This window comes from uncultured Methanobrevibacter sp., from assembly GCF_946184425.1.
Taxonomy (GTDB): domain Archaea; phylum Methanobacteriota; class Methanobacteria; order Methanobacteriales; family Methanobacteriaceae; genus Methanocatella.
In genome coordinates, this window is the sequence record NZ_CAMHFP010000002.1 from 39,513 (window position 1) to 64,591 (window position 25,079).

Annotated in this window: 35 protein-coding genes; 23 read left to right on the forward strand and 12 right to left on the reverse strand. The window is 31.2% G+C overall.

Annotation, left to right across the window (positions count from 1 at the left end; all coding sequences use genetic code 11):
* Positions 1–109: 109 nt before the first annotated feature.
* Together Q0P94_RS00380 and Q0P94_RS00385 are read left to right on the forward strand one after the other, a co-directional pair.
* The gene (locus Q0P94_RS00380; protein WP_295112293.1) at positions 110–301 is read left to right on the forward strand and encodes a hypothetical protein; all 192 of its coding nucleotides are present in this window, start codon (positions 110–112) and stop codon (positions 299–301) included.
* A 54-nt stretch (positions 302–355) separates the two neighbouring features.
* Complete coding sequence (locus tag Q0P94_RS00385; protein WP_295112296.1) at positions 356–586, forward strand: hypothetical protein; 231 nt, start codon at positions 356–358, stop codon at positions 584–586.
* Here the strand turns inward: Q0P94_RS00385 and Q0P94_RS00390 are convergent.
* From Q0P94_RS00390 to Q0P94_RS00405, 4 genes are all read right to left on the reverse strand, one after another.
* The gene (locus tag Q0P94_RS00390) at positions 575–856 is read right to left on the reverse strand and encodes a hypothetical protein (protein ID WP_295112298.1); all 282 of its coding nucleotides are present in this window, start codon (positions 854–856) and stop codon (positions 575–577) included. The two genes, Q0P94_RS00385 and Q0P94_RS00390, sit on opposite strands and share 12 nt — an antisense overlap.
* On the reverse strand, positions 857–1,300 hold the full coding sequence (locus Q0P94_RS00395; protein WP_295112301.1) for a hypothetical protein: 444 nt from the start codon (positions 1,298–1,300) through the stop codon (positions 857–859).
* A 2-nt stretch (positions 1,301–1,302) separates the two neighbouring features.
* Positions 1,303–1,791, reverse strand: coding sequence for a hypothetical protein (locus Q0P94_RS00400; protein WP_295112304.1), 489 nt, complete (start codon positions 1,789–1,791; stop codon positions 1,303–1,305).
* A gap of 206 nt (positions 1,792–1,997) precedes the next feature.
* Positions 1,998–2,942, reverse strand: coding sequence for a ketopantoate reductase family protein (locus Q0P94_RS00405; protein WP_295112307.1), 945 nt, complete (start codon positions 2,940–2,942; stop codon positions 1,998–2,000).
* Between the two features lie 187 nt (positions 2,943–3,129).
* On the opposite strand from Q0P94_RS00405, the gene Q0P94_RS00410 reads away from it, so the two are divergent.
* From Q0P94_RS00410 to Q0P94_RS00420, 3 genes are all read left to right on the forward strand, one after another.
* Entirely contained in the window at positions 3,130–4,566 is a 1,437-nt protein-coding gene (locus Q0P94_RS00410; protein ID WP_295112309.1) for a zinc-ribbon domain-containing protein, read from the forward strand.
* 50 nt (positions 4,567–4,616) lie between these two features.
* Positions 4,617–4,961: an isoprenylcysteine carboxylmethyltransferase family protein gene (locus Q0P94_RS00415; protein ID WP_295112312.1), complete on the forward strand. Its 345-nt coding sequence runs from the start codon at positions 4,617–4,619 to the stop codon at positions 4,959–4,961.
* A gap of 132 nt (positions 4,962–5,093) precedes the next feature.
* Positions 5,094–5,789 (forward strand): class I SAM-dependent methyltransferase, encoded by a 696-nt coding sequence (locus tag Q0P94_RS00420; RefSeq protein WP_295112314.1) that lies wholly within the window; start codon positions 5,094–5,096, stop codon positions 5,787–5,789.
* Here the strand turns inward: Q0P94_RS00420 and Q0P94_RS00425 are convergent, their stop codons facing one another.
* On the reverse strand, positions 5,790–6,494 hold the full coding sequence (locus tag Q0P94_RS00425) for a PD-(D/E)XK nuclease family protein (RefSeq protein ID WP_295112317.1): 705 nt from the start codon (positions 6,492–6,494) through the stop codon (positions 5,790–5,792). It lies immediately after the preceding gene.
* Positions 6,495–6,550: 56 nt separating this feature from the next.
* Entirely contained in the window at positions 6,551–7,096 is a 546-nt protein-coding gene (locus Q0P94_RS00430) for a hypothetical protein (protein WP_295112320.1), read from the reverse strand.
* 145 nt (positions 7,097–7,241) lie between these two features.
* On the opposite strand from Q0P94_RS00430, the gene Q0P94_RS00435 reads away from it, so the two are divergent.
* The 6 genes from Q0P94_RS00435 to Q0P94_RS00460 all read left to right on the forward strand — a co-directional run bounded on the left by Q0P94_RS00435 (position 7,242) and on the right by Q0P94_RS00460 (position 11,255).
* A complete protein-coding gene (locus tag Q0P94_RS00435; protein ID WP_295112323.1) occupies positions 7,242–7,784 on the forward strand; it encodes a flavodoxin family protein in 543 nt (180 codons plus the stop codon).
* A gap of 87 nt (positions 7,785–7,871) precedes the next feature.
* Positions 7,872–8,846 carry an alpha/beta hydrolase gene (locus Q0P94_RS00440; RefSeq protein WP_295112326.1) on the forward strand — a complete coding sequence of 325 codons (975 nt, stop codon included), beginning with the start codon at positions 7,872–7,874 and terminating at the stop codon, positions 8,844–8,846.
* Between the two features lie 237 nt (positions 8,847–9,083).
* Positions 9,084–9,257, forward strand: coding sequence for a 4Fe-4S binding protein (locus Q0P94_RS00445; RefSeq protein WP_295112329.1), 174 nt, complete (start codon positions 9,084–9,086; stop codon positions 9,255–9,257).
* 195 nt (positions 9,258–9,452) lie between these two features.
* Positions 9,453–9,689, forward strand: coding sequence for a 4Fe-4S dicluster domain-containing protein (locus tag Q0P94_RS00450; protein WP_295112333.1), 237 nt, complete (start codon positions 9,453–9,455; stop codon positions 9,687–9,689).
* Between the two features lie 60 nt (positions 9,690–9,749).
* Positions 9,750–10,169, forward strand: a complete 420-nt coding sequence (locus tag Q0P94_RS00455; RefSeq protein WP_295112336.1) for an NUDIX domain-containing protein — start codon at positions 9,750–9,752, stop codon at positions 10,167–10,169.
* A 9-nt stretch (positions 10,170–10,178) separates the two neighbouring features.
* A complete protein-coding gene (locus Q0P94_RS00460) occupies positions 10,179–11,255 on the forward strand; it encodes an acyltransferase (protein WP_295112339.1) in 1,077 nt (358 codons plus the stop codon).
* Positions 11,256–11,280: 25 nt separating this feature from the next.
* On the opposite strand, the gene Q0P94_RS00465 is transcribed toward Q0P94_RS00460, so the two are convergent.
* Positions 11,281–11,565 carry a putative quinol monooxygenase gene (locus tag Q0P94_RS00465; protein ID WP_295112342.1) on the reverse strand — a complete coding sequence of 95 codons (285 nt, stop codon included), beginning with the start codon at positions 11,563–11,565 and terminating at the stop codon, positions 11,281–11,283.
* Between the two features lie 121 nt (positions 11,566–11,686).
* Between Q0P94_RS00465 and Q0P94_RS00470 the strand changes: the two genes are divergently transcribed.
* The 8 genes from Q0P94_RS00470 (at position 11,687) to dtd (ending at position 19,594) form a co-directional block, all read left to right on the forward strand.
* Positions 11,687–13,546: a hypothetical protein gene (locus Q0P94_RS00470; protein WP_295112345.1), complete on the forward strand. Its 1,860-nt coding sequence runs from the start codon at positions 11,687–11,689 to the stop codon at positions 13,544–13,546.
* A gap of 178 nt (positions 13,547–13,724) precedes the next feature.
* The gene (locus Q0P94_RS00475; RefSeq protein WP_295112348.1) at positions 13,725–14,681 is read left to right on the forward strand and encodes a malate dehydrogenase; all 957 of its coding nucleotides are present in this window, start codon (positions 13,725–13,727) and stop codon (positions 14,679–14,681) included.
* On the forward strand, positions 14,668–15,930 hold the full coding sequence (gene sstT / locus Q0P94_RS00480; RefSeq protein WP_295112350.1) for a serine/threonine transporter SstT: 1,263 nt from the start codon (positions 14,668–14,670) through the stop codon (positions 15,928–15,930). The genes Q0P94_RS00475 and sstT overlap by 14 nt, the downstream gene beginning before the upstream one ends.
* 114 nt (positions 15,931–16,044) lie before the next feature.
* Positions 16,045–16,941, forward strand: coding sequence for a hypothetical protein (locus tag Q0P94_RS00485; RefSeq protein ID WP_295112353.1), 897 nt, complete (start codon positions 16,045–16,047; stop codon positions 16,939–16,941).
* A 9-nt stretch (positions 16,942–16,950) separates the two neighbouring features.
* Positions 16,951–17,556 (forward strand): zinc ribbon domain-containing protein, encoded by a 606-nt coding sequence (locus Q0P94_RS00490; protein WP_295112356.1) that lies wholly within the window; start codon positions 16,951–16,953, stop codon positions 17,554–17,556.
* A 10-nt stretch (positions 17,557–17,566) separates the two neighbouring features.
* Positions 17,567–18,706 (forward strand): toxic anion resistance protein, encoded by a 1,140-nt coding sequence (locus Q0P94_RS00495; RefSeq protein ID WP_295112359.1) that lies wholly within the window; start codon positions 17,567–17,569, stop codon positions 18,704–18,706.
* Positions 18,707–18,712: 6 nt separating this feature from the next.
* Positions 18,713–19,135 carry a hypothetical protein gene (locus tag Q0P94_RS00500; RefSeq protein WP_295112361.1) on the forward strand — a complete coding sequence of 141 codons (423 nt, stop codon included), beginning with the start codon at positions 18,713–18,715 and terminating at the stop codon, positions 19,133–19,135.
* Between the two features lie 12 nt (positions 19,136–19,147).
* Complete coding sequence (gene dtd, locus Q0P94_RS00505; protein ID WP_295112364.1) at positions 19,148–19,594, forward strand: D-aminoacyl-tRNA deacylase; 447 nt, start codon at positions 19,148–19,150, stop codon at positions 19,592–19,594.
* On the opposite strand, the gene Q0P94_RS00510 is transcribed toward dtd, so the two are convergent.
* Both Q0P94_RS00510 and Q0P94_RS00515 read right to left on the reverse strand, forming a co-directional pair.
* Complete coding sequence (locus Q0P94_RS00510) at positions 19,591–20,238, reverse strand: hypothetical protein (protein ID WP_295112366.1); 648 nt, start codon at positions 20,236–20,238, stop codon at positions 19,591–19,593. The genes dtd and Q0P94_RS00510 overlap by 4 nt on opposite strands.
* A gap of 139 nt (positions 20,239–20,377) precedes the next feature.
* Positions 20,378–20,776: a hypothetical protein gene (locus tag Q0P94_RS00515; protein ID WP_295112369.1), complete on the reverse strand. Its 399-nt coding sequence runs from the start codon at positions 20,774–20,776 to the stop codon at positions 20,378–20,380.
* A gap of 102 nt (positions 20,777–20,878) precedes the next feature.
* On the opposite strand from Q0P94_RS00515, the gene Q0P94_RS00520 reads away from it, so the two are divergent.
* Positions 20,879–21,232 (forward strand): tetratricopeptide repeat protein, encoded by a 354-nt coding sequence (locus Q0P94_RS00520; RefSeq protein ID WP_295112372.1) that lies wholly within the window; start codon positions 20,879–20,881, stop codon positions 21,230–21,232.
* Here Q0P94_RS00520 and Q0P94_RS00525 read toward each other — a convergent pair.
* Positions 21,229–21,705 carry a GNAT family N-acetyltransferase gene (locus tag Q0P94_RS00525; RefSeq protein WP_295112375.1) on the reverse strand — a complete coding sequence of 159 codons (477 nt, stop codon included), beginning with the start codon at positions 21,703–21,705 and terminating at the stop codon, positions 21,229–21,231. The genes Q0P94_RS00520 and Q0P94_RS00525 overlap by 4 nt on opposite strands.
* A 56-nt stretch (positions 21,706–21,761) precedes the next feature.
* Between Q0P94_RS00525 and Q0P94_RS00530 the strand changes: the two genes are divergently transcribed.
* Positions 21,762–22,220, forward strand: a complete 459-nt coding sequence (locus tag Q0P94_RS00530; RefSeq protein ID WP_295112378.1) for a pyridoxamine 5'-phosphate oxidase family protein — start codon at positions 21,762–21,764, stop codon at positions 22,218–22,220.
* A 339-nt stretch (positions 22,221–22,559) separates the two neighbouring features.
* A complete protein-coding gene (locus tag Q0P94_RS00535) occupies positions 22,560–23,219 on the forward strand; it encodes a uracil-DNA glycosylase (protein WP_295112381.1) in 660 nt (219 codons plus the stop codon).
* On the opposite strand, the gene Q0P94_RS00540 is transcribed toward Q0P94_RS00535, so the two are convergent.
* Both Q0P94_RS00540 and Q0P94_RS00545 read right to left on the reverse strand, forming a co-directional pair.
* Positions 23,220–23,822, reverse strand: coding sequence for a hypothetical protein (locus Q0P94_RS00540; protein WP_295112384.1), 603 nt, complete (start codon positions 23,820–23,822; stop codon positions 23,220–23,222).
* Between the two features lie 25 nt (positions 23,823–23,847).
* Positions 23,848–24,414: a hypothetical protein gene (locus Q0P94_RS00545; protein ID WP_295112387.1), complete on the reverse strand. Its 567-nt coding sequence runs from the start codon at positions 24,412–24,414 to the stop codon at positions 23,848–23,850.
* A 93-nt stretch (positions 24,415–24,507) separates the two neighbouring features.
* On the opposite strand from Q0P94_RS00545, the gene Q0P94_RS00550 reads away from it, so the two are divergent.
* Positions 24,508–24,957: a hypothetical protein gene (locus Q0P94_RS00550; RefSeq protein ID WP_295112390.1), complete on the forward strand. Its 450-nt coding sequence runs from the start codon at positions 24,508–24,510 to the stop codon at positions 24,955–24,957.
* Positions 24,958–25,079: the final 122 nt, after the last annotated feature.

Here is a 25,079-nt window from a genome sequence, read left to right on the forward strand (position 1 = left end):
TTTCATTTGGTTATATTTATCATTTGGCAATTATTTTTCCGTCAAAAAACTTTTTTATAATAAAATTCATACATTTATAATAGTTTATTATTTTGGAGGAATTATTCAAATGTTTTATAGTACTATTATGAAAATCGATTCAATCGATAGATTAAGAGATATTAGGGATGCTTTACTTGTAGAACAGGGTATCAATCCTACCCGTCAAGGTGAACAAGCTATTAAAGTGGTTGTCGAAAGAATTGATGAGATTCAAGCTACTTTAGATAAATCTGCAACCAAAAACAGAAACAGAAGATAAGTGATTTTCGTGTTGAGGCGGGCATCTAGTAACAGACGATTACTTAGAAAAAGAATGTATAAAGCACCACATACTCGTCATAGGAATTCTCAATATTACCGTGAGAATAAAAGTTTAGTTAAACCACACCAAGAGGAATTTAGAAATTCCCATGCACCGGTTATAAGACGTAAAAGAAGACCTAAACGTGAAGTTGTAAAAGGATTTAAAATGTCTTATAGATATAAATATTATGTTGATGATGTTGTAGAAGAAGAGGAAATGGATGAGAAATCAGAAGAATGATTCTTCCATTATCTCATTTTTGTCAACATGCTTGTTTTCATTATGCATATTTAATATTATGCCCGAAAAGGCATCATCATTTTTTGAAAGCTCTTTAAATAGTTCAAGTGACACTTCACAAGGAGTATAATCACTCAAATCCATATGTTTTAAGCCTTCTTCATATTCTTCAAGACTTGAAAAAACAATAATTTTAAACTCATCAATGCTACCACATACAAGAAAGTCCCTTTCATGACCTTCTCCAATTGAAGGGCAAATGAATTTCATTTAAAAATCACCGTTCCGGTCCATATTGAAGTTTTGGGAATGGGGATTTATTACAAATCCCTGGAAATGTTCATCTTCTTCAGCTATTTTTGTGATGTCTTCAGGAGTCATTACCTTCATTTCTAATTTATCCAAAAAGAGTTTTGCTATTTTTGCACTTCCAACTGCATATTCCCTGATATCTGTAAAAATTGGAATAATATATTGTTTTGATGCCTCGGTAAGTGTCAGTTTCACAGGCCGGTCAACTTCATCAACCAAAGTGAAGTAAATCTCTTCAGGATAAGTTTGCTTGATGTTTTCTTTTACTGCATCAAGTTCAACGGCCTGTTCAGTTTTAAGTTTTTTGGCCATATCAGCATATATTTGGATATATTCCTTAAGCTGACTTTTTGATGCCTTTACATTATTTTTCTGATAGTCTTCGTAATCTTTAGGGTTCATATTTACTCACAGCAGTCGTGAACATCTTCTCCGCCGATAACGAAATCCCATTGTGGTGCATTGATTGCAAGGCCAATGAAACCTTCATCATCTGCATAATCTGCCACTATTTCGCTTCCGACTTTGGTGTCGCATTCAAATTCATTGTCTTCAAACTGTTCTTTGAAAACAGTGATTGCCTCTTCAGCTTCTTTTTCATCAGTGTAAACGGGTATTACGAATTCTTCATCTTCGTCGTCTTCTTCACTTATGATTAAAGCAACCACTTCTTTTTCTTCGCTTTTTGCATTTGAAACGATGATAAATTCTTCATTAAAAACTTTGTGTTCTATTTCATGGTATATTTCACCAAGTTCTTCAATCTGTTCCTTGTTGTCTTCTTCAAAGCTTTCGGGAAGATCTTCTGAATTTTCTAATTCCTTTTCTATTTTTGCATTTAAATCATCATCAAGTTCAATAAATTTTTCTACTAATTGTTTAAGTTCGCTCATAATTTCACCTAATTAATAAATAATCGTTAAAAAAAAGTTTTTAAAAACAAATGAACATTCTCTTCCTAAACACCACTAAAGGAATACAAACGAATGCTCATTTCAACCATCACCATTGTTCATATTATAAAAAAATAGTATATAACAATATGAACAATATTATTTATAATTTCAACCTATATAAAGTTTTAGTATCCGAATAGTAATTAAAAGTCTTTTTCAATACTTTTGATTAGATTATAGATAATTCTATTTGTGCTTACATCAACATTATTTTTCTCGCCAAGCTCAATGACCTTACCATTCAATGAGTCAATTTCAGTTTTAATTTTTCTTTTGATATCCTGATGGGTTGAAGAGTAATGTTCATAAGTATCCGGAACCAGTTTGGAATAAAAAATATCCTTATATTCGTTTGAAGTGTTCCAAAGGGTGGAATAGCCTGATGCCTTGATTACTTCAAAGATTTCATCAATTATTTTATCCATTATTTCCATCGAATATTCGCTTTCAGTCAGTTTTCCGTAATTCACATTCAAGATGGCACCTAATGGATTTAATGCACAGTTATAAATCATCTTTGCCCACAAATATCTGTCAACTTCGTTTGTAAGTTCACATTTTATTCCAGATGAGGTTATCATTGAAGCAATTTCTCTTAAACAACTTGGATTTTCGTGCTGTAGTGATCCAAGAAGGACAGGTTCTGTATATACTGTTATTTCACTGATGTATCTTTCATGTCTTTTAAATCCGGTAATCACGCGTGCTGAAAATACCTGATTTTTTGGAAAATATCTGAGGTATAATGCATCGTTTCCAAATCCGTTTTGGAATATGATGATTTTGGCGTCATTCTTCAGGATGTTTCTGTGACTGTTTAGGTTATCTGCAATTTCTTCATTTGCGGTTGTTTTTGAAGCAATGAAAATATAATCAAATGTGTTTTCAGGAATGTCTGAGTATGATTCATAAACTGGCACATCCTTAATTTCATAATGTTCAAATAGTCCACATCTCTTAATTCCGTTCTTTCTTATTGCCTTTGCTGTTTCTCCTCTTGCATATACAGATACTTCCGCTCCCTGTGATGCAACTGATGTGAGTATTCCGATTCCTACACTTCCGGCGCCGATTAATAATATCTTCATAATATTAAATTTGTTTTTATAATAAATAAAAATAATTTTAGGCATATCAAAAATTTAATCCTTTTTAAATTCTTTATTTTGGTAAAACTAAATTAATAATATTTTTTTAAACCTAAAAAAGATATATTCATAGATTAATTTAAATATAATGATTTTCCTATATATTATTAATACATGGGGCATTATCATGGATTATCTAATTCGAGAAAATAACATTCAAAAGGTTTATCTTACCGAAGATACTTTGGATGTAATGGAAATATTGAAAGAAAATTATGGTTATATTGTTGATTCAATGAAAATGGAGGAATTTTCCGTTAAGAATCCTACATGCAGTCTATTCAAGGAACTTGTTTATGAAACCAAAGTTGTAGGTTTCTGTTCTTATGACTATTCAAGGGAATTCATGACTTCTGCCCTGAACAATATTTATGTTTTGCCAAAGTTCAGAGGAAACGGATTATTTTTAGATGAATTAACTAAAACAATGAAAGAGCAGAACAAGCCCAGCATTATCGAACCTACTCGTTTGGTTGTGGAATTACTGGTTAAATATGGTTTTGCAAAAAAAATTACAGATAATATCGTTGCCAGCTCTTTTGAATTCATTGTGCCTGGTGAACATGTGCTCTCAAATGTGGAGTATGATTCATCTGAAGAGCTATCCACTCATTTTTATGATTTAAACGCATGTGCAAGCATTCATTTCCTTGATTTGGATAAATCACATTTTGCATACAGCGCTCCATTGAACTATGACATAATCAATTATGATTGTCTCAACAAAAGAAAACAAATTGATGATGAGTATTTTGATGAAATTAGATGCCTCTTTACAAATCATCATGAAAAACTTATCAATGCGGTGATTGAGCTTGAAGACAAACTTTCAGTCAAGTCATATACTCTTGAAGAGGTTATAGGTGATGAGAATAATCTTTCACCATATATTGAATCATTGATAGATGACGCACATGTAACATACACTAATGCATTGGAAATTAAACAGCAGATTAAAGAGGAATATGAGGCTGGAATGATTTTAAATGAGTCATTGTTAATCAGATTGGCTTATCTATTTGACAAACCGACTGAACCTACAATCAAATCTCACAGTGACACATGTCCGTACTGCGGCATGCCGATTGATGACCATGACAAATTCTGCCATTTCTGCGGAATCAACCTGAATTACGACCCCGATGAAATGTTTGACAGTCTACTGGAAACTATCAAATCTTCTAATGATGATTTCAAGGAGGACATAAGATATGTTTCCTACAAATTCCTGAAGCTTATAGATGAGGGGATAGATTTTAATTATGCTGTTTTCACAATTGAAAATACCTATGACATTGACTGGCGGGTCTTGAAAAAGTTTCTTGAAGAAAACAATTACTTTGATGGTAAACTTACTGAAAACGGTTTTGAATTCATTTTAAATCATCCTCTGAATTATTATGAGGAGTTTAATATGAGCAATGTAAATTACACTGATTTTGAAAGATATTTCTATGAACATGATGATTTGAGGGGAATAGATATCTGCCTTAATTATCTCAATCAATTCAAAGATGATGAGGACATTCTGGAGATAATATCTGAAATAAAAAATTACATATAAAATTTAGGTACACCAAAAAATTTTAATATTTGAAGAATATATTATATTACATGGACGATGATCATTTGCCGGTTTATGGTGTTGGACCTTATTTGATTATTCCGATGTTAGCAATAACGCTTTTATTCAGTTTTGCAATTAAAATACCTGTATTTAAAGTTGATTATTTGAATGCACCATTTTTAATTATTGGGGTAATATTCCTAGTTTTGGGAGTCATATTCTGGATTTTATCTGTAGTCCGATCCAAAATTACCGAAAACATTTTGGAGAGTAATCTTATTACAACAGGAATCTATGCATATGTCCGACATCCAATATATTCGGCATTTTTATTCGTTTCAACAGGTCGATTTTTATTTCAAATAATTTATACTTGTTTATTCTACCGATAATTTTCTGGGCTTTATTATCATTGGTAATTATAAATACGGAAGAGAAATGGTTAATTGAGAAATTTGGTAATGAATATCGTGAATATTCACAAAGAGTATCAAGATTTATACCATTCTTAAGGATATGATAATATGGGATTTTTTGACAATATGAGAAAACCAAAAGGAAAATTAGGAAACCTTCAATTAAAATCTATGAATAAAGAGCACACTCCCGTTTCCCTGTGGGGTTTGAAACATTTGGATATTCACTCCAATGATGTAATTCTTGATGTTGGATGTGGGGGAGGAATAAATATTAATAGAATGGCTGAAAAAGCGAAAAAGGTCTATGGTGTTGACTACAGCATTGAAAGTGTAAAGCTTTTCCGTGAAGTAAATAGGGTAAATATTGACAAAGATAAAGTAGAAATTCTTGAAGGTGATGTCCAGAATCTGCCTTTTGAAGACAATCGATTTGATATTGTAACAGCTTTTGAAACAGTATATTTTTGGCCTAATATTGTTGAATCATTTAAGGAAGTTAAAAGGGTTCTCAAACCAGGGGGAATATTTTTAATAGGCATGGAATCCAACGGTTCGGATAATATTATTATGAAATTGTCCGAAAAATTTATTGATATGGCGGTTTATAACGATAAAGAAATCAAGGAGTTCTTAAAATCTGCAGAATATTGTGATATTACTGTATATTTAAGAGATGGAAAGAATAAAAAGGAAATAATTAAAAAAATGGATGGAAGCATCACAAAAATAGATGATGATTACAATAATTTATCAATTTCAGATAAATTCGTTGAATGGATGACAATTGTGGCTCAAAAATAATCATCCATCACAAATATCCTTGTATGTGCAGAATTTGCATAGAAATTGTCTGTGGGCTGGAAAAATGCCCTTATTTATTTTGGCTCTGACTTTATGAAGTGTATCAACAGCTTCATCAATTTCAGTCTGATTCAGATATTTTCGTTTGTTGTCTTCATTGCATACATCTAATAATCTTAATTTACCGTTTTTTGTAAAAAAGACTCCAACACTTGACACTTCACGATTATAAACGTTTTCAACCAATAGTTTATAATAGCATAATTCAAGGCGGTATTTTGAAAATGAACTTGATTTGCTTGTTTTATAATCAATCACGACTAAATCTCCATTTTCATCCTCCAGTATTATGTCGCATATTCCAGAAAATCTGTTTTTCTCATCAAGTAAATATTCCTCATTTGAGAATAGTTTATAGTTTTCCTCAACAAAAACTTCATCAAAAAATGATCCTAGATTGTCTATGTGTGAAGTCAGGTCATATCCTATGTCCAAATCATATGCTATCTTCAAAAGTTCATTTGTAGTGTCAACGTCCTCAATGTTGTCCCCAAACTTTTCTGTAAACTTTTCAGCAATCAAATGGACATAGCTTCCAAGAGCCATATACTTGTTTTGTGGAACTTCAATTTCATCGATATACTGAAATTTGAATTCCAGTGGACACTTGAGATAGGAATTAACCTTTGATTTTGATAATTTCATGATATAATCTCTTAAAAAATAGATTTTGAGGATTGTTAAACCCTCGAATTAAAATTTTACCATCTGCTAATTTTGCCGTCACTTGAAGATGCACTCATTGTATCAATAATGTTTTTACATGTGTTTATGAAGCTTTCACTGTTTTCATAAGTAATGTTGTCTCCACTAATTTTGAAATTTTGGCCGTCTTTAGCAAAGTAGATATCTGTATTATAACTGGATTCACTTTCTTGATATAGGAAGTATGCAGGAACACCGTTTTGGTCAATTTTCTGATTTGAAGTGTAGGAACCCTGACTGATTAAACTGTTGGCTGTATCAGAAACATTTTGTGAACTGTCAAGCTGTTCGACTAAAATAGTCATGTTACTGTTGCTGTTAACCAGATTAACCGCAGTATTATTTATTTTAGATTCTTTAAAATTAGATATTTTAGCAAAATTACCTGCACCGACAGTAATTCCATCACCATTGTTGTCATTTGTATTATTAGTGGTATTGTCGTTTGTATTAAGAATATTTAAACCGTTTGCAGCCACATTAATGCCCACATAAATAACTATTAAAATGATAAGTAAGGCATAAAGTTTTTTCATTTCCATATCTTCACCTTTATAATACTTATGAATTTTAACTTATATAAAATTAATTTAAGGATTTTTAAATAATATTTATATATATATTTTTCAATAAAATATAATTATTAATTTCTTATTTTGAAAATTAATAACAATCGGAGATAAAAAAATGAAAATTGTAGCACTTCAAGCTAGTCCACGTAAAGGTGGAAACTGTGACGTATTGATGGATGAAATGATAAAAGGAATTGAGGAAAACGGTGGAGAAGTAGTCAAATATTACTTGGAAAAGGAAGAAATTGCACCATGTAAAGCATGCATGTACTGTGCTGAAAACCCTGAATGTGTGCGTGCAGATGACGGTAACAAAATATTGGATGAATTAGTTGCTGCTGATGGTGTAATATTTGCAACTCCAATCTATTATGGACAAATGACTGCTCAAGGAAAATTGATTATTGACCGTTTCTACAGTATTGGCCAAAACCCAGATAAAAGCCTATCCGGTAAGGCAGCATTAATCTTTACTGAAAACCAACCTGAAGGAACCTATAAAGAATATATTGAACTTACCAAATTCTCACCATTCACATTCATGGGCTATGATGTAATAGGTCATGTGGATGCGGGTAGTGCGGGTCCTGCAGGAATCGTTGCTGAAGAGCAAGAAGACAAATTGAAAGAAGCTTACGAATTAGGTTTAAAATTCTAAACCTACATTATTTTTTTTAACAAATTTTACTGTTGTAAACCGCAACATTTATATATTTTACATTTTAATTTATATTCAGTGATAAATATGGAATGTGAAAAACTAGTTTTAACTAATGACTGGGATAAGGTATTTCCAAAATCAGACAAAGTAAATCATGAAAAAGTAACTTTCATAAATCGTTATGGAATAACATTAGCAGCAGATTTATACAAACCCTTGGATTTTGATGGTAAATTGCCTGCAATTGCAATATGTGGTCCGTTTGGCGCAGTTAAAGAACAGTCTTCCGGTTTGTATGCTCAAAAATTAGCTGAAATGGGATTTTTAACAATAGCTTTTGACCCTTCATTTACAGGCGAAAGTGGCGGACAGCCACGTTTCATGGCATCACCGGATATTAACACTGAAGATTTTCAGGCTGCTGTTGACTTTCTGGTAACAAATGATGAAGTTGATGCAGATAGAATTGGAATCCTTGGAATATGTGGATGGGGAGGCATGGCTTTAAATGCCGCCAGTTTGGATACTCGTATAAAAGCAACTGTAACTTCTACAATGTATAATATGACTCGTATCAATGCAAAAGGATACTTTGATGAAGCAGACAGCCCTGATGCAAGATATGAAATGAAAGTTGCTCTTAACAACCAAAGAACTGAAGACTACAAAAATGGAAAATATGCAATGGGTGGAGGAGTAGTCGATCCACTTCCGGATGATGCACCTTTCTTTGTAAAAGACTATTATGATTACTACAAAACTGAAAGAGGGTATCATAAACGTTCACTTAACTCCAACGATGGTTGGACAGCTATTGGAACAATGTCATTCATATCCCAGCCAATTATAGCATATTCAGATGAAATCCGTTCTGCAGTTCTGATAATACATGGTGACAAGGCTCATTCATGTTATTTCTCAAAGGATGAATTTGAAAAATTGAACGGAGACAATAAGGAATTAATGATAATTCCTGATGCAGTTCACACAGACCTGTATGATGATTTGGATATAATTCCATTTGAAAAAATTGCAGATTTCTTCAATGAAAATCTGTAATTTGTATCTATTTGAATTTTTTTAAAATATTTTCAACTATTTTTTTTTAATTTTATCTGACTTTTTTTTTTGACATATTGTGAAAATTTCATAGGATTAACTTAAGTTTGATACTAAATATTATAAATCAGTAAATGTAAAATATATTTTATTTGACTGTTATTTTAATTTGAATATTTAAAGGAGATAATTTTATGTCTTTTCGTGTAGAAAAAAATTGTATCTGCTGCGGTGATTGTGCAAGCATGTGATTTGAATTTAATAACAGTTTATGATGACCATATTGAAATGGATATTGAAAAGTGCCAGCATTGTTCAAAATGTGTTTCTGCATGCAAGAATAATGCATTTACAAAAACCGTCATATTAAAGCATTTTTTATACTTGTTCAAACGTAAAAGTGGATTATGACTTTCTTAGTTCTCACATCAATAATGAGTGTTATTTTAATATAAATCACTTTTTGTATAATGCATCAAGCTTTAAAATTTCATCATGTTTTTTATATAATTTTTTACAAATTAATTATTAATGATATGTGTTGCTTCTCAAATTCGATGAAGTTCTAACACTTCGAACTAGTTATCATATAAGGGAGTAATTGACATGGGTTTAGGGTCATTTTTCAAAAGAAACAAAAAACAAAAGGAAGAGATAGAAGAGGAATCACACATTGACATCAACATTGATGAGTGTGATGGCTGTGAAAAATGCATTATTGCCTGTCCCAACAATGTTTTGGTATTGGTGGATGAGAAGTCCTCTGTAAACAATTCATTTGGATGCAAACGATGTAAGGTATGCATGGCAATCTGTCCGAATGAATGTATAAATGTAAACTGAAAAAAATTTATTATATGAATTTTACAAATATTAATTAAGAGTTACTGGAAACGTGTTATTATGAATGATTTATGGGGATTAACAGTGCGCGGAATATGTGAAGTGAACGGTAAAATTCTGCTTTTAAAGGTAAGGTCCAAATCTAGCCATGATGCAAACAGATGGGAAATTCCCGGAGGCAAAGTAAAGAAATGTGAATTTTTTGACGATGCTCTCAGAAGGGAATTTTTGGAGGAAACCGGACTTACTATAACTATAGAATCCCTTTATAATGTTATTCAAAATAATTATACAGCCTGTAAAACCAAAGAAGAGGTCAAATCAATACAGTTAATAATGAAAGTAACATCAGATAGTGATGAGGTTACAATAAGTGAAGAGCATGATGGCTTTAAATGGTTTACCCGCGATGAAGTTGATCAGTTGATTGAAAAAGATTTGCTTACAAGAGCTGCAATGAATTCATTTAAAAGGAATTAGTCAGGTAATATGCATAACACCAAAAGAATTTTTTATTATGATGTGCTTAGGGCATTTGCAATAATTGGAATAGTGTTCTGTCATGTTTCTACTATATTCGTTTTGACAAGTATCAATACTCCAAATTTATATATCTCCACTTTTTATAACTGTTTTAGAGATATTTCAATACCTGTCTTTGTAATGCTTAGTGGAATTTTGCTTTTAAACAGAAAGGATTCATTCAAAAATTTTTTTCAAAAGAGACTGTCACGTATTTTAATTCCGTTTATTTTTTGGGCAATAGTTTATGCAATATATGATTTTATTTATGTGGGTCATGTATTTGACTGGAACGTGTTATTTAACATTTTCATTGCAAAACCCGGAACGTTAGGAGTTACATTTTGGTATATCTGGATGATTATTGTGATTTATATTGCAATATTTATCATTAATCAGATAATTGCATATGGCAATAAAAGAATGGACGGTTTCGCTAGCAAATTCATTAATATTCTTACTGCATTTGCTATTTTATTCATTATTTTAGATTATTTTGATGTATTTCATCTGTTTTACCGATCAATGTTGTTTTATTATTTTTCATTTTTGTCATATGTCATAATAGGATATTTTATGGCAAACAATGATTTCATTGGAAAAAGGATTTCTGCAAAAAAGATGGTTTTAATCACTTCCATGATTGTCTTTTTTGGTTATATCTTCTATATAGTGGGTTATGTTGTCCCAACAACCAATATCAACAGTCATTTCACATATTTTGGATATTTTAATCCATTGATTGTTATTATTTCAGTCAATGCATTTTTATTTGCCAAATATCTGTCAAAAACTGATTTTTTAAAAAATATTGAAGATACTCAAATTGGTAATGTGCTTAGTTTGGTGAGCAGATATAGTTTTGGAATTTATTTGGCTCATTTCATTATATTAAAAAGAGTAATTGCCCGTTTGTTTTTCATTTCTCAAAACTTGGCTATAGCTATTCCGGTTTATGTAATTATTACAATAGTTTTGTGCATTGTAATCTTATGGATTTTAGGCAAAATTCCATATGTTAATAAGGTGTCTGGAATAAATTAAAAAAAATAATGGATTATAGGTTTAATTATTCAGCACCTATAATTTGGATATCACTTTCTTTAACGAAATCCTTAGTTTCTAAACGAAAAGTTTTGAAGTGGCTTGATACCATATGTTCTCTCAAATAATCGAAATTTTCCCATTTTTCAATAAATGTTATTGAGTTATCAGTTGTGGATTTTAGTAATTGATATTCGAGGTTACCATCTTCCTCAAGTGATTTTTCTATTAACTCTTGTGAAATTTCTAATACACTTTCTTGACAGCCATCTTTTGGATATAATCTGGCTAGAACTACAATGAACTCCATAAATACTCTCACGATGTCGATAAAAATAGTTTTATTTTAATGATATATAAATTATTTTGAAAAGATTTTTTCATGAAACTATTTTTATACTTGAATGAAATAATATTATTATAGGTGAATTATGAATAGTAATTTAAAATTTACATTTTTTTTAATCATTATTTTATTTGCAGTTGGCACGGTTCATGCTGCTGATTTTAATTCAACAGAAACAGAACAGTTAGGCTATGTCATTAATGATACTCATATTGAAACTGGCGGTTTGGGTGCAATTGAAAATTCAAGCGATTCACATTCGGTAGAAAAATCACATCCCATTATTTCAATTGATTCAAATAATATTAAAAGCAAAGATGTACTCAATATTAATTTGGTGGACAGTACAGGTAACGTTTTGAAATTTAAAAATATAACTGCAAAAATAAACAATAAGAATTTCAAGTTGGTGACTAATTCAAAAGGAGTTGCCAAGTTAAATGTTAATCTTCCCGCTGGAAAATATAAACTGACAATTCAAACTAGGGAAGATGATAATTTCAAAGCCACTTCAAAAACATTTAATTTAAAACTATCAAAAATATCAACATCGATAATATACCAATCAAATTTTGTTTTAAATAATAACTATTTTTATTCATTTTTAAAGGATGAGAATGGCAATGGAATCTCATCAAAAAAGATTACATTAATTTTAAACGGAAAAACATATGTAAAAAAGACGAATGTCAATGGAAGAATTGCTATCAAAATCAAATCTTCCTCTAAAAAGCTTTCCATTTATTATAAATTCGATGGAGATGATTATTATTTCAGAACATCGAAAAAAGTAAATTTTTATGTTAATGAACATACATCACTCAACATAGGAAATTCCAAATTGATAACCGGAGGATATTTAAGAATATATCTCAAAGGTGAGGGTTATTCCAGTTATTGGAAAAAGACAATCACAGTTACAGTAGGAAATTTAAAATTTTCCAAAAAAACAAATGCAGAAGGTATTGTAATTATCAGGCCAAATATGGATGTGGGCAAATATAAGGTTTCAGCCAGATATGGAAAATACTATACATTTAAAATTATGTACTGCTATAAAGCAATCGCCAAGGATCCGTTGAAAGAAGTTGTTCCATTAAAAAATGGCGCTCCAGATATTGACGTCATGACTGGAAACTATGTTGGGGGAGATGGAAGCAGAACTTATATACTCACTAAATCACAGTATATGGAAGTTTTAAAAAGGGATAGTCAATGTTTATTTTTAAAGAATAAATTAACAAAATATGTATTCTTTAAAACAAAACATTATCCAAATACCTACCACATTCTCAATAGGGAAAAATGGAATGTAATTGAAAAAGCCATAAATGAAAAGCTTGTTGATGCAAATACTTATGGTTATTGGCCGGGCATAATAAAAGTGTCTTTAAAGGGAAGGTCATATTCATATCCTGAAGTCAGAGACTGGCAGGATACAGCATATACTTGCGGACCGACTTCATGCAGTATGTGCAGTCAGGTTTTAAAAAATTATCTGTGTGAGGCGTATATTGCCAAATATGCACATTCTACAAAGGCTTTTGGAACTTCATGCTCTGACATGAGTAAGGTATTGGAAAAGAAGAATTTCAAATGTGAATACTATTACAGAAATTCATTTGCATATGCTTTGAATGAACTTAAAAAAGGAGGATGTGCGTTGGTATTCCATGCTAGAAATCATTATGTTGCTATATTAGATATCAGCACTAATGGTAAACTGGTATTGGTAAGCAATTCCTATGGAACTTATGATAATATTGCATCTAAATGGCTGTCTGTTAGCTATATGAAGACAAGGTATTATAAAAACTATGATGATGGGCTGATAGTTCGTTTGAATTATAATCTGAATGACAACATCAAAAATCAGATAAGTTGCTATTATTCAAATTTTGTTCCGAACTGGGCTGCCCACAATACTCGCGAAACTGTGAGCTAACACAAATATTTTGAAGATTATTCATATTTTTTTTAAAAATTTTTTTATTTTATTCTTTTAATTATTATTTTTGAATATTTTTAATTATTTGGTGATATAATAACACAATTAATATTTTTTGTAGGTTTTTTTATTTATTTCATAATTTTTATATAAGTTATTTATAAATATATTAAGTATGGTAAAAGTTAGTATTATGGGATCAACTGGAGTGATAGGTAAAAATGTTGCATTTACCTTAGCAAGAGCTGATACAGTTGATGAAATTGTAATGTTTGCAAGACCTCAAAGTGTCGATAAGGCAAAAGGTGAAACCTTTGATATGTATGATGCTTTAGCGGCAGAGGATATTGATTGTACACTTACTCCATCATCTGATTATAATGATATTGAAGGTTCAGCTATCGTATTAATCACTGCAGGGATTCCAAGACAAGAAGGAATGAACAGGCGTGATTTAGCTATTCCTAATGCAAAAATCGTTAAAAAATATGCAGAACAGATTGCAAATCATGCTCCGGATTCAATTATTTTAATTGCAACAAACCCTGTTGATATTATGACAACTGTGGCTTTGAAATATTCTGGATTCGATAAAAATAGAGTCATAGGTATTGGAAATCACTTGGACTCTTTAAGATTAAAAACATATTTCTCAAAATTCATTAACATCAACAGTTCAGAAGTTCACACAAGGGTAATTGGTGAACATGGAGATCATATGGTTCCGCTTTTAAGCTCCACCACAATTGGTGGTATTCCATTAAAATATTTCATCCAATCTGTGGATGTTGATGTCAAAAGACTTATAAAAAGACTCAGAAATGCAGGAAATACAATTATTAGTAAAAAAGGCGCAACCGAATACGGACCGTCTTATGCGATATCAAACTTGATTTCCACTATTATTACAGACAGCCATAAGATTTTGACAGTAAGCACATATCTTGAAGGTGAAATTGAGGATGTTAAAGATGTTTCTTTAGGCGTTCCTGTTGTTTTGTCAAAAAAAGGAATTGCAATGATTGTTCCTATTCATATGAATGATTATGAAAAGAAAAAATTTTTGGAGGCATCTGAAATAGTAAAAGAGACAACTGATGAAGTTCTTGAAGCTCTTGATGAAAAGTGGTGATAATATCTTAAAGGATATTGTAAAAAAATGGACTGAATCTAGTTTAATTTTAAAAATTGTCATTGGATTAATCATTGGTACCATTTTAGGTGTTTGTGTTCCGCATATAACAGTCATTGGTCTACCTGGAAAATTATTTGTAAGCGCATTAAAAGCTATTGCTCCACTTTTGGTGTTTGTTTTAGTTGCTTCAGCTATTTCAAAGGCAAGCAGTGGAATAGGCTCAAGATTTAAAACGGTCATTGTTTTATATCTGTTCAGTACCTTTTTGGCAGCAATGGTTGCAGTTACTGGAAGCTATCTGTTTCCTGTAGGAATGCACCTTTCAACAGTAAGCAATGCAACAGCACCAACAGGTCTTGAGGATGTTGTTACAAATATGCTTTTGAATGTGTTTTCAAACCCTTTAAAGTCATTGTCTGAAGGTGAATATTTGGGAATATTGTTCTGGTCTATTGTATTTGGAATTGCACTCAAATCTATTTCAGCAGACAGTACGATATCCGTTCTGACAGACTGTGCAGGTGCAGTTACTAAAATTGTAAGAGGTATAATTCAATTTGCACCTATAGGTATTATGGGTTTGGTATTTACTTCAGTTTCAGAAAGCGGTATTGGAATATTTACTCAGTATGGACAATTGATTTTATTGTTGGTGGTGTGTATAGGAACTGTGGCATTCATAACAGACCCTATTATAGCGGGATTTGCATTAAAAAGAAACCCTTATCCATTAGTATTTAAATGTTTAAAGGAAAGTGGTATTACTGCATTTTTCTCAAGAAGTTCAGCAGCTAATATTCCGGTGAATATGGAACTTTGTGAAAAATTAGGATTGGATCGTGATTTTTATTCTATTTCAATTCCTTTAGGTTCTACAATAAATATGGAAGGTGCTGCGGTAACAATCACAGTCATGACCCTGGCAGTATGCCATACATTAGGAATAAGCGTTTCATTACCTACAACAATAATTTTGTGTGTCATTTCCACTTTGGCTGCCTGTGGTTCTTCAGGTGTTGCTGGAGGTTCATTATTGTTGATTCCGATGGCATGTTCTTTATTCGGTATTACCCAGGATATTTCTATGCAAGCTGTTGCAGTTGGATTTATAATTGGGGTGATTCAGGATTCTTGTGAAACAGCTTTAAACTCTTCCGGTGATGCATTATTTTCAGCAACTGCAGAATATCATGATCGGGTGAAAATAGGGGAGGACATGAAATTTTTAGGTGAATTTGCTAAATAATTCATCTCTTTTTTTTAATTCTTTTTTTCTAATCCATATTAACAACTTTAATACAAATGTTTAAAAACATTAAAAGTTATATATTTTTATATACTGTTCATTGGAGAATGAGAAATGGTTAATGATAATTCTAAAATGGATGAAATTAATAGATTAAAATCTCCTTTAAAATATAATGATTATAAGGTTTATGATAGTCATGGAAATGAAGTGAAATCTGTTGAAACATTTTCTGATTTAAAATATGTCATGGAACCTGATTCCAATATTTTAAGTGATGATGAAATCCTGGAATATGCTCCTCACTCAAAAGAGGCTTCCAAAGTCAGGCTTAAAAGGGGAGTTGGGAATAATTCTGATGTAATGCTTGTCAATGATTCACTTCCATGGATTATCGGATTATATTATATGATTTTAATTTGCATTTCAATTCCAGTTATTTATGGAGGAAATCGCTTATCAATGTTTTTAATATTGATATTGGTTATTCTTCCTTTGATTTATCTGTATTATATTTTCAATTTAAAACAATATGAGGATAAAAGCAGTAAAAAACTAATCAATAAATCCAGATTCAGTAATTCAACAATTTCAGAAATCAAAACAGATGAAGGACTTCAATCTCTAAAAAAATATGCGGAAGAAGTTGAAGAATTGAAAATAATTTTTGAATCAAAGGAAATTGCTGTCAGAAAATTGATTGAAAAACGTTTTGAGCCTCCTCAAATAACTTATGACAGATTTATATCTGCTATTGATAAGTCTCATGAATTGTTTTATCATGAAGCTAATGGAGCATTAAACATAACAAAATTAGCTGTTGAAGATACTCCAAGGGTGGAAAATGAGCTTGAAAATAAAATCAGTATTTTAAAATCAATCATTGATCAAATTGAGGATTTAACTAATGAACTGGTAATCAATATAAATTCTGATGGAAAATCCGAGGATGTAAAAACTTTAGTGGATGATATGGAAAACCTGATAGATTCGGTTAAGGAATATAAGTAAGGGATTTACATGACAATAAAATGCCCAAAATGTGGAAAAGAACTGCCTGATGAATCTAAATTTTGTCTTGAATGTGGATGTCATATATATAATAAGAATACCTCAAAATCTGAGTCAAATTTATTTTCAAATGGTAAAATTTTTTTGATTTTAATTTTTATAGTGTTAATTTTTGGCGGTGTTTTGATATTTTCAATGGGAGGAAGTGACAATAACCAAACAGCTGAAGATAGCATAAGCAAGGAAGCCAGTGAATTTTCATTCACTATAAGTGATGTGAATGGATATTACAGTGCTGAAAATAATAATTATTTCATATGGACTGAAGTATTATTCCAGAAAGTCCCATCCAATCAAAAAGACTATATTGTAAAAGTGACATATCTTGATGGGAACAACACTGATATTGGTCATGAAATTGATAATCTGGCTAATATCTATTATGATGCTGATTATGCCCTATCCGTTGGTTATCATACTTCATATAAATACATGGATATTGATTCCGTTAAAGTTGAAATAATTAAAGACGACCAAGTTATTAAAGAAGCTACTTCAAAAGTAGATAAAAATAAATTTAATTTCAATGCTCCTAAGGCAAATCAAACTAAGTGATGGTGATATAATGGCTGAATTTTCACTCGATGTAGATGAAATAAAAAATGATGTTGAAACAACTTTAAAAGAAGAAGAAGTAAAATTGGAAAATTCAAATCTTAAAGACAAGGCTAGCCAAAATGCTGTAGCTATTTTTGAAGCAGATTTTAATAATCCTGCTGAAAGGGACAGTATTCTTAAACCTTTGGAAGACTTTGGTATGGATGATATGTCCAAATCCTCCCAAAGAAATGAGCTTCTTGCCACTAGGTTTGTAGATATCAGCAAAGGTGGTCAGGATGCTGAAAATATTGGAGAAAAATTGTCAGAATTAGAAAGGCAAATGAAGGATTTGGATCCAAGTAAAGTGGATTTCACCAAAAAAGGAGTTTTAGGAAATATCATGAATCCTGTTCGCAAATACTTCGCTAAATATGAAAAGGCTGAAACCTCAATTTCAAATATCATACAATCTCTTGACAACAGCAGTAAAGTCCTTCAAAATGATAACGTAACTATTTCCAATGAAGAGGATAATTTAAGACAAGTTACAAATAAACTCTTAGCGGACATTGAACTTGGTAAAAAAATGGATGATTCAATAGAAATGCAAATTCAACAGGCTGAAATGGAAGGAGTAGACCCCGAAAAAATTAAATTCGTAAAAGAAGAGATTTTATTCCCTCTCAGACAAAGAATTATGGATATGCAACAGATGATTGTTGTCAACCAGCAAGGAATCGTTTCATTAAATGTCATTAGAAGAAACAATAAAGAATTGATTCGTGGTGTAAATAGGGCTAAGAATGTAACAGTATCTGCACTCAGAACAGGTGTGATGGTTGCACGTGCACTATATGACCAAAAACTTGTGATGGACAAGATTAATATCTTAAACCAAACAACTGAAGAAATCATCGAAACAACTTCTCATATGCTTCGCCAGCAAGGAAGCGAAATCCAAAAGCACAGTGCTGAAACTATGATTTCACCTGAAGTTTTAAAAGCTTCATTTTTAGAAGCTCTTGGCGCTATTGAAGATGTAAGTAAATATAAAGAAGAAGCCCTTCCTAAAATGAAGGAAACAATTGTTGTATTTAATGAAATGGCAAAAGACGGTCAAAAAGTTGTAGATCAAATAGAAACTAAAAACAATATGTTAAAATAGATTTTTATGAATGCAATTGATAAAATCAAAAAATCATGGTGGGTAATATTTCCATTCACATTTCTTTTTCCAGGAATGGGATTATTATATATAGGCCTTAAGTTCAATAATAGAAACTGGATTGTGGAAGGAATTACCTATGAAGTTCCATGGTTTTTCTTTTTTTTATCTTCAGCGATATATCATTCACAAGTAATATCATCATATTATGTGTGGATTTTGATTTTAACTGCTTTTATAGCTTTGGTCAGGTCAATTATGGTGGCCATTAAGCTAGCGGAAGTTTATGATATAGGTGAAAATTCAACTGCAACTCATGTAAGTTCAGGCAGTCCGATTTCCAAAGCAAAGGATGATTCAAAACTTGGTGGATGCTGTATTTGCGTTATTTTTATATTTATTGTATTTGCATTTGTTGCAATTCTTTAAAGGGGATATTTAATGCGTTTAATTGTTCAAAGGGTTTCAAACTCCAGTGTAAAAGTTGATGGAGAAATCGTTGGTGAAATTAAAAAAGGATTGATGGTTCTGGTTGGATTCGGACAAAATGACACTTCAAAAGAAGCAGAATATCTGGCTAAAAAATTGGTCAAGTTAAGGATTTTTCAAGATGAAAACGGACGGATGAACAGGTCCGTAATTGATATTGGTGGTAAATTACTGCTTGTTCCTCAATTTACATTATATGCATCAACCAAAAAGAACAGACCTTCTTTTCACAAGGCATTAAGTCCTGATAAGGCAACTGAATTATTTGATTATTTTACAGAACAATGCAGACAACACATTGGTGTTGAAACTGGTGAATTTGGTGCGTATATGAAAGTTGATCTTTTAAATGATGGTCCGGTAACAATTTTGCTTGAAAAGGAATTTGGTGAAGATTAATATAATCTTTCACCGCTATACTCGTTTTCTTCAGTGTATATTCGGATTAACGTATCGACTGTATCATCATACATTAACCTATATCCGATAGCACCGCCGTCATCTGATTCAACATTGTTTAGGGAAGTATCACTGTTTTCACTGCAATTGTTGATGACATACCACATTCCATGAGGTGTGTATATGAACAGTACTCCTTCACCGTCTTTTGATCCGTTCTTAAAGCTGTCGTCAGGGTCATAAATTTTTGTTGAATGAAGTGCCAATCTAGAAAGGTTTTGCTTTGGATGTGTTCCTGTTTTTTTAAACAATGTGTTTAGCCAGTTGTATGCATTGTCCTTAAGGTTTACTTTTGCAATCGGGTCGGCAAGTGCTTTTTTGATTTTTTCCTGTCTTTTGGCAAGGGTATTTTCTATACCTAAAATCTCTTCCACTTTACTGACATCTTTTTCGAGGCATCTGTAGCCTTCAGGTCTTCCTGTAACTTTGATAATCCCATCGACAAAATCTTTTCTTCTGAAATCTCTCATATATGGTTTTACTTTTTCAAATTCCTTGTCGGGTATTTTTTGGTTTAATCCATATAGATATCCATATTCATTGGCATCATAACATTTGGTTTCTAATTTTAACTCTTCTGCCATTCAAATCAGCTCTTTAATTGTATAATTAATATTAAAAAGTATGGATATATAAATGTATTCAATAAAATTGTCTTTAAATGAATTGTTATAAAAAAGGTTTATAAAAAAAGAGTAAGAGCATTAAAAATGCTCTAAATGTTTATTCTAGATAATCACTTCCACGAGCTTCCATGTCCTTGTAATCTTGAATGAGTGTAGCTGCATCTGCACCATCACTTTGACCACCTACAACTTTTCCCCATTGGTTGTAGTAGAAATTGTACTCTGCATTATAATAGAGAGGTTCATCACTACCACCATCACTTGTTTGATTTTTAGTGGAATTGTCGTATTGAACGGTGTTTGCTGTTGAATTGGAATCGGTTTTTTCAACTGTTGCGCTTCCTTCTTCAATTTTAATGGTTTCTTCTAATTTGGAGGGGTTATATTTTGAGCTTCCTGTGTAATTGAAGATAACCTTGTGATCTCCTATAGCTTCATTATACAAAATTAAGTATCCTTTACCATCTTTATCAGTAATTACAGAATAGTTTTCCATTTTTATTCAAATTTTTTTTTAGATATTATCCAATATTTTTTACATTCTTGCAGATTTTTCAATAAACAAAAATTTATCTATTTTTAAGATAAAATTAATATCATGAAACGTGATGTAGGGTCTAAATTTAACAAAGATGAAGCAGATAAAATATTTGATGCATTAGATAAACTTGATTCAAAAAGTACAAAAAAGGATAAAAATATTGAAAATCAAATTAAAGAAGTTTCACAGATTTTAAAAGATGCTAAATCCTGTGATGATGCAAAGGCATGTGAACTTTATCAAAAAGTTTTGGTGCTTATGCCTGAAAATTCCGATGCATATATGGGGCTTGCTGATATTTATCATAAGCAAAACCGTGCCGAAAAGGAAAAAGACATCATAAAAAAAGCTATTCATAATACTGATGGAAGCAATAAGGAAAAATTTATGAAGAGATTAAAAAATCTTTAATCTTCATCTGCAAGTTTTTTCAGATTTATGCCTGTTAGATGAAACACATTCCAGTCTTTTTGTTGGGCTCCAATGGATTTATAAAAGTCAATGCTTGGTTTGTTCCAGCTAATACATGTCCATTCAAATCTTCCATAATCCCGCTCAACTGCAATTTTTGCCAATTTTTTAAGCAATGATTTGCCGTAACCTTTTCCCCGATATTCCGGATCGATGAATAGGTCTTCGAGATGCATATTGACATTAGAGATATATGTTGAAAAGCTCAAGAAAAACAGTGCGAACCCAATCACTTTTTCATCTTCCAGTGCAAATATTACTTCAGCTTGTTTTCTATCAAAAACCCATTTTTCTATTGCTTTTTCTGTAGCAACCACTTCATCAAGTCTATTTTCATATTCTGCCAATTTTTTGATATATGTTAGGATTAAACTGACATCTTCCCTATTGGCATTTCTAAATGTTAGTGTCATATCAATCAAACTTTATTTTTATTAGTTTTTATAGATATAATAGTATGTTTCGAAAAATGAGAAGGCACAAACAGGAGTTATCAAAAGAAGAATGCATTGAAATATTGACAAATGAACCTCGCGGTGTTTTAGCTCTGTTAGGAGATAATGATTATCCCTACGCACTTCCAATGAGTCATGTTTATGTTGATGGAAAAATATACTTTCATGGAGCAATGGAAGGACATAAGAATGATGCTGTTGAAAAATATGACAAGGTTTCATATTGTGTGATGGATAAAGGTGTCAAAAAAGAGGACAGCTGGTGGTACACATTTAAAAGTGTCATAGTATTTGGAAAAATCAAAACTTTGTCGGATAAACAGGATAAAATCGATAAATTAACTTATTTGGGTGATAAATTTTTTCCAACTCATGAAGAGACAGTAAGTGAAATAGATAAACTTTTGGACAGGACTGAAGTGTTTGAAATAACAATTGAGCACATGAGCGGAAAAATTGTTCATGAAAAGTAATGAGGATATTATTTTTTTTAAGTTTTGCAGTCATCATTTTTTAAGCTAAGGAACCAAAAATGTAATTGTAATTGATTGAGATTAAATAGAAATAGTTTTTTTATTAATATGTGAAATTAAATATGAAAATCATATTTAATTTCCGTGAGAGTAGTCATATGTCAAATTAAATTAGAAAAGAATATTAATGCTAATTTAATTCAATCGGAGTAGTAATATAAATTAAGTTTAGGTAAACCTAAATTTTATCACTAATTATAAATAGTAAGAAATAGTATATAAATTTTTTGGTATGCCTAAAAGTAAATATAATATATTTTAATTGCTAAATCTATTTTTATGATTGGAAACGATTGGGATTTGGCACTTAATGAAGAATTCGAAAAGGAGTATTTTTTAAAAATCATGGATTTTGTAGATAAGGAATATGAAACAAAGACAATTTATCCTCCTTATGAGGATATATTCAATGCATTCAAGTTCACTCCATTTAATAATGTTAAAGTTGTCATTTTAGGCCAGGACCCTTATCATGAAAAGGGTCAGGCTCATGGTCTTGCATTTTCAACACCTATAGGAAGAGCAATACCAAGATCTCTAAAAAATATATTCAAGGAGATTCATGAAGAATATGGTTATCCAATTCCAGAATCAGGATGTTTGGAATCCTGGGCAAAACAGGGAGTTTTTCTTCTGAATACTGTCTTGACAGTCGAGGACGGTAATGCCAACTCACACAGCAAATGCGGTTGGCAAACATTTACTGATAATGTGATAAAATTATTAAATGGCCATGAAAAGCCAATAGTGTTTTTGCTTTGGGGAAAACAAGCCGAAAAGAAAAAGGAACTGATAAAAAATCCTCATCATTTGGTTTTAATCACGTCTCACCCTTCACCTTTTTCTGCAAGACGAGGATTTTTTGGATCAAATCATTTTAAAATGGCAAATGAATTTCTAAAAGAGAATGGACTGGAAGAAATAGATTGGAAATTATGATCAACTCATAACACCAAAGTTAAATCCATTGCTTCCGACAGAAACAAATGAATGTGATCCGCTTTCTCTTTGAGGACTATCAAATCTTTGTGATTCAATTGCATTTACAATTTTATATTTGCCATACTCTTCATTGAGCAGTGAATAAAACTCATTTTTATTATAATTTGATTTGTTTGCACTTTTTACAACTTCTTTAATGGTTGGTGTTATTTCGCTACCTCTCCAGGCAATGTAGTAGAATTCATCACCTGCAGAAAACCATAATTTGGAGTTGTTTGTCTCATCATGGCGGTTATAGCTCATGAAATGAACTGCATCATGGCCTGCAACATTAACTTTTTTAACATAACTGTTGTGCTCTAGAAAGTATCCGTATAAACTCATAATTCTCGGATTCACATATCTGACTGTAAAAACATCAATATCTTCATCAAATTCATACATGTTGAAGTCACTTGAATACGGATTTTCATATTTGGGTGGGATTTTGAATTTTTCATAGCCCACACTGGCCTTTGTCCAATTTGAACTGTCTATGGCATTAACTGCACCTATTAATATAAACAGTGTTAAAATAAGAATTATAATTTTTTTAAGCATGGTAATAGTATATGTTTAATAATATTTAAATGACTATTCTGTAGCTTGATGTCCGTTTATCCCTATCTTTTGAGTCCATATCAACCAAATCATAAACCAATGGGTTTGTAATCAGTCTTTTCCATATTTCATAGGTAACTTTAATGAAATCTTCATTAAGTTTGATATGGTCACGAATAATTGGGCATTCGTATGGAAATTCAGTTTTATCTAAGATTAAATGAAATTCTCCATTCTTTGATATGTGTGGTACCAGTGGAAATGTCCTGCATTGTATTGGTCTTATGGACCGGTCACATTTTGGAGGATTGCTGCATTTTACAAGGTAAATATTATCTTTCCAGGAATGCGGGTATCTGATTTCGGAAGAATCCATATAATATAATTCAAATTCATCGCTGTCTTCATACATCAGCTCTTCACCGGGCAAGAGATATAAAACTAGCTCTTCGTCATGTGTTTTGTCAGTATCATAAACACAGCATACTTCTCCGCATAGTTTTCCACAATCAAAATCGACAGGTGTGACCTCATCAAGTCTATCATATATTCTTTGAATTGATTTTTTCATTTCTTTTGCTGTAATTTCCATGATTATCCAAATTAATTATATCAATCAAATGTATTATATTTTTTGAAAAATTATTTATAGTCAAATATAAAATATATCTTTAGGTGTAGTTAAATGTATAAAAAAATAATTATTTTTTCAATATTGGCTATATTTTTAATGGGTTTTGTTTCCGCGCAGGATTTTTCTGACTTTAAAATTGGCGACGGATTTAAAGATGTAGGTGATGGAGTTTACGTTAAATATGATTCCAAGGGTGAAACTGAAGAGAGCATGGCAATTCTTAACTATACTCAGCATAATGGTGAGGATTATTTCGTAAATGATACTGGATATGGTTATTCTGTCAATAAATCCAAGAATAATATTTATAATTATTATGATGGCAAACTGAAAGAACAGGGGTCTTGTGAAATTGTAAACAAGAGCGGTAAGTTGTATATTATTGAGTCTTGGGAATCTATTGATAACGCTAAAGACTTTAATAATACCTTTAACGATATTTTGGAATTCAATAAAGTGAATAACCTTAAACCTGTTGATGTTTCCAAAGTTCTCAAATGATTTTTATCCTTCTTTTTTTTTAATTTAAATCTATGTTAAATAAATATTCCATCTAGAAATTATTAAATAATTATTTGGCAATATATAATATTTGTATTTTAAAAATCCTTCCATTGGAGAGG

Coding starts and splice junctions, on each gene's coding strand:
- Q0P94_RS00470 (WP_295112345.1), top strand. CDS start 11,687: ATGAATAGTAATTTAAAATTTACATTTTTTTTAATCATTATTTTATTT.
- Q0P94_RS00430 (WP_295112320.1), bottom strand. CDS start 7,096: ATGGAAATGAAAAAACTTTATGCCTTACTTATCATTTTAATAGTTATT.
- Q0P94_RS00540 (WP_295112384.1), bottom strand. CDS start 23,822: ATGCTTAAAAAAATTATAATTCTTATTTTAACACTGTTTATATTAATA.
- Q0P94_RS00475 (WP_295112348.1), top strand. CDS start 13,725: ATGGTAAAAGTTAGTATTATGGGATCAACTGGAGTGATAGGTAAAAAT.
- Q0P94_RS00530 (WP_295112378.1), top strand. CDS start 21,762: ATGAGAAGGCACAAACAGGAGTTATCAAAAGAAGAATGCATTGAAATA.
- Q0P94_RS00490 (WP_295112356.1), top strand. CDS start 16,951: ATGACAATAAAATGCCCAAAATGTGGAAAAGAACTGCCTGATGAATCT.
- Q0P94_RS00535 (WP_295112381.1), top strand. CDS start 22,560: ATGATTGGAAACGATTGGGATTTGGCACTTAATGAAGAATTCGAAAAG.
- Q0P94_RS00415 (WP_295112312.1), top strand. CDS start 4,617: ATGGACGATGATCATTTGCCGGTTTATGGTGTTGGACCTTATTTGATT.
- Q0P94_RS00520 (WP_295112372.1), top strand. CDS start 20,879: ATGAAACGTGATGTAGGGTCTAAATTTAACAAAGATGAAGCAGATAAA.
- Q0P94_RS00455 (WP_295112336.1), top strand. CDS start 9,750: ATGAATGATTTATGGGGATTAACAGTGCGCGGAATATGTGAAGTGAAC.
- Q0P94_RS00435 (WP_295112323.1), top strand. CDS start 7,242: ATGAAAATTGTAGCACTTCAAGCTAGTCCACGTAAAGGTGGAAACTGT.
- Q0P94_RS00450 (WP_295112333.1), top strand. CDS start 9,453: ATGGGTTTAGGGTCATTTTTCAAAAGAAACAAAAAACAAAAGGAAGAG.
- Q0P94_RS00395 (WP_295112301.1), bottom strand. CDS start 1,300: ATGAACCCTAAAGATTACGAAGACTATCAGAAAAATAATGTAAAGGCA.
- Q0P94_RS00460 (WP_295112339.1), top strand. CDS start 10,179: ATGCATAACACCAAAAGAATTTTTTATTATGATGTGCTTAGGGCATTT.
- Q0P94_RS00390 (WP_295112298.1), bottom strand. CDS start 856: ATGAAATTCATTTGCCCTTCAATTGGAGAAGGTCATGAAAGGGACTTT.
- Q0P94_RS00400 (WP_295112304.1), bottom strand. CDS start 1,791: ATGAGCGAACTTAAACAATTAGTAGAAAAATTTATTGAACTTGATGAT.
- dtd (WP_295112364.1), top strand. CDS start 19,148: ATGCGTTTAATTGTTCAAAGGGTTTCAAACTCCAGTGTAAAAGTTGAT.
- Q0P94_RS00425 (WP_295112317.1), bottom strand. CDS start 6,494: ATGAAATTATCAAAATCAAAGGTTAATTCCTATCTCAAGTGTCCACTG.
- Q0P94_RS00385 (WP_295112296.1), top strand. CDS start 356: ATGTATAAAGCACCACATACTCGTCATAGGAATTCTCAATATTACCGT.
- Q0P94_RS00510 (WP_295112366.1), bottom strand. CDS start 20,238: ATGGCAGAAGAGTTAAAATTAGAAACCAAATGTTATGATGCCAATGAA.
- Q0P94_RS00440 (WP_295112326.1), top strand. CDS start 7,872: ATGGAATGTGAAAAACTAGTTTTAACTAATGACTGGGATAAGGTATTT.
- Q0P94_RS00380 (WP_295112293.1), top strand. CDS start 110: ATGTTTTATAGTACTATTATGAAAATCGATTCAATCGATAGATTAAGA.
- Q0P94_RS00485 (WP_295112353.1), top strand. CDS start 16,045: ATGGTTAATGATAATTCTAAAATGGATGAAATTAATAGATTAAAATCT.
- Q0P94_RS00405 (WP_295112307.1), bottom strand. CDS start 2,942: ATGAAGATATTATTAATCGGCGCCGGAAGTGTAGGAATCGGAATACTC.
- Q0P94_RS00515 (WP_295112369.1), bottom strand. CDS start 20,776: ATGGAAAACTATTCTGTAATTACTGATAAAGATGGTAAAGGATACTTA.
- Q0P94_RS00495 (WP_295112359.1), top strand. CDS start 17,567: ATGGCTGAATTTTCACTCGATGTAGATGAAATAAAAAATGATGTTGAA.
- sstT (WP_295112350.1), top strand. CDS start 14,668: ATGAAAAGTGGTGATAATATCTTAAAGGATATTGTAAAAAAATGGACT.
- Q0P94_RS00550 (WP_295112390.1), top strand. CDS start 24,508: ATGTATAAAAAAATAATTATTTTTTCAATATTGGCTATATTTTTAATG.
- Q0P94_RS00500 (WP_295112361.1), top strand. CDS start 18,713: ATGAATGCAATTGATAAAATCAAAAAATCATGGTGGGTAATATTTCCA.
- Q0P94_RS00525 (WP_295112375.1), bottom strand. CDS start 21,705: ATGACACTAACATTTAGAAATGCCAATAGGGAAGATGTCAGTTTAATC.
- Q0P94_RS00465 (WP_295112342.1), bottom strand. CDS start 11,565: ATGGAGTTCATTGTAGTTCTAGCCAGATTATATCCAAAAGATGGCTGT.
- Q0P94_RS00410 (WP_295112309.1), top strand. CDS start 3,130: ATGGATTATCTAATTCGAGAAAATAACATTCAAAAGGTTTATCTTACC.
- Q0P94_RS00545 (WP_295112387.1), bottom strand. CDS start 24,414: ATGGAAATTACAGCAAAAGAAATGAAAAAATCAATTCAAAGAATATAT.
- Q0P94_RS00420 (WP_295112314.1), top strand. CDS start 5,094: ATGGGATTTTTTGACAATATGAGAAAACCAAAAGGAAAATTAGGAAAC.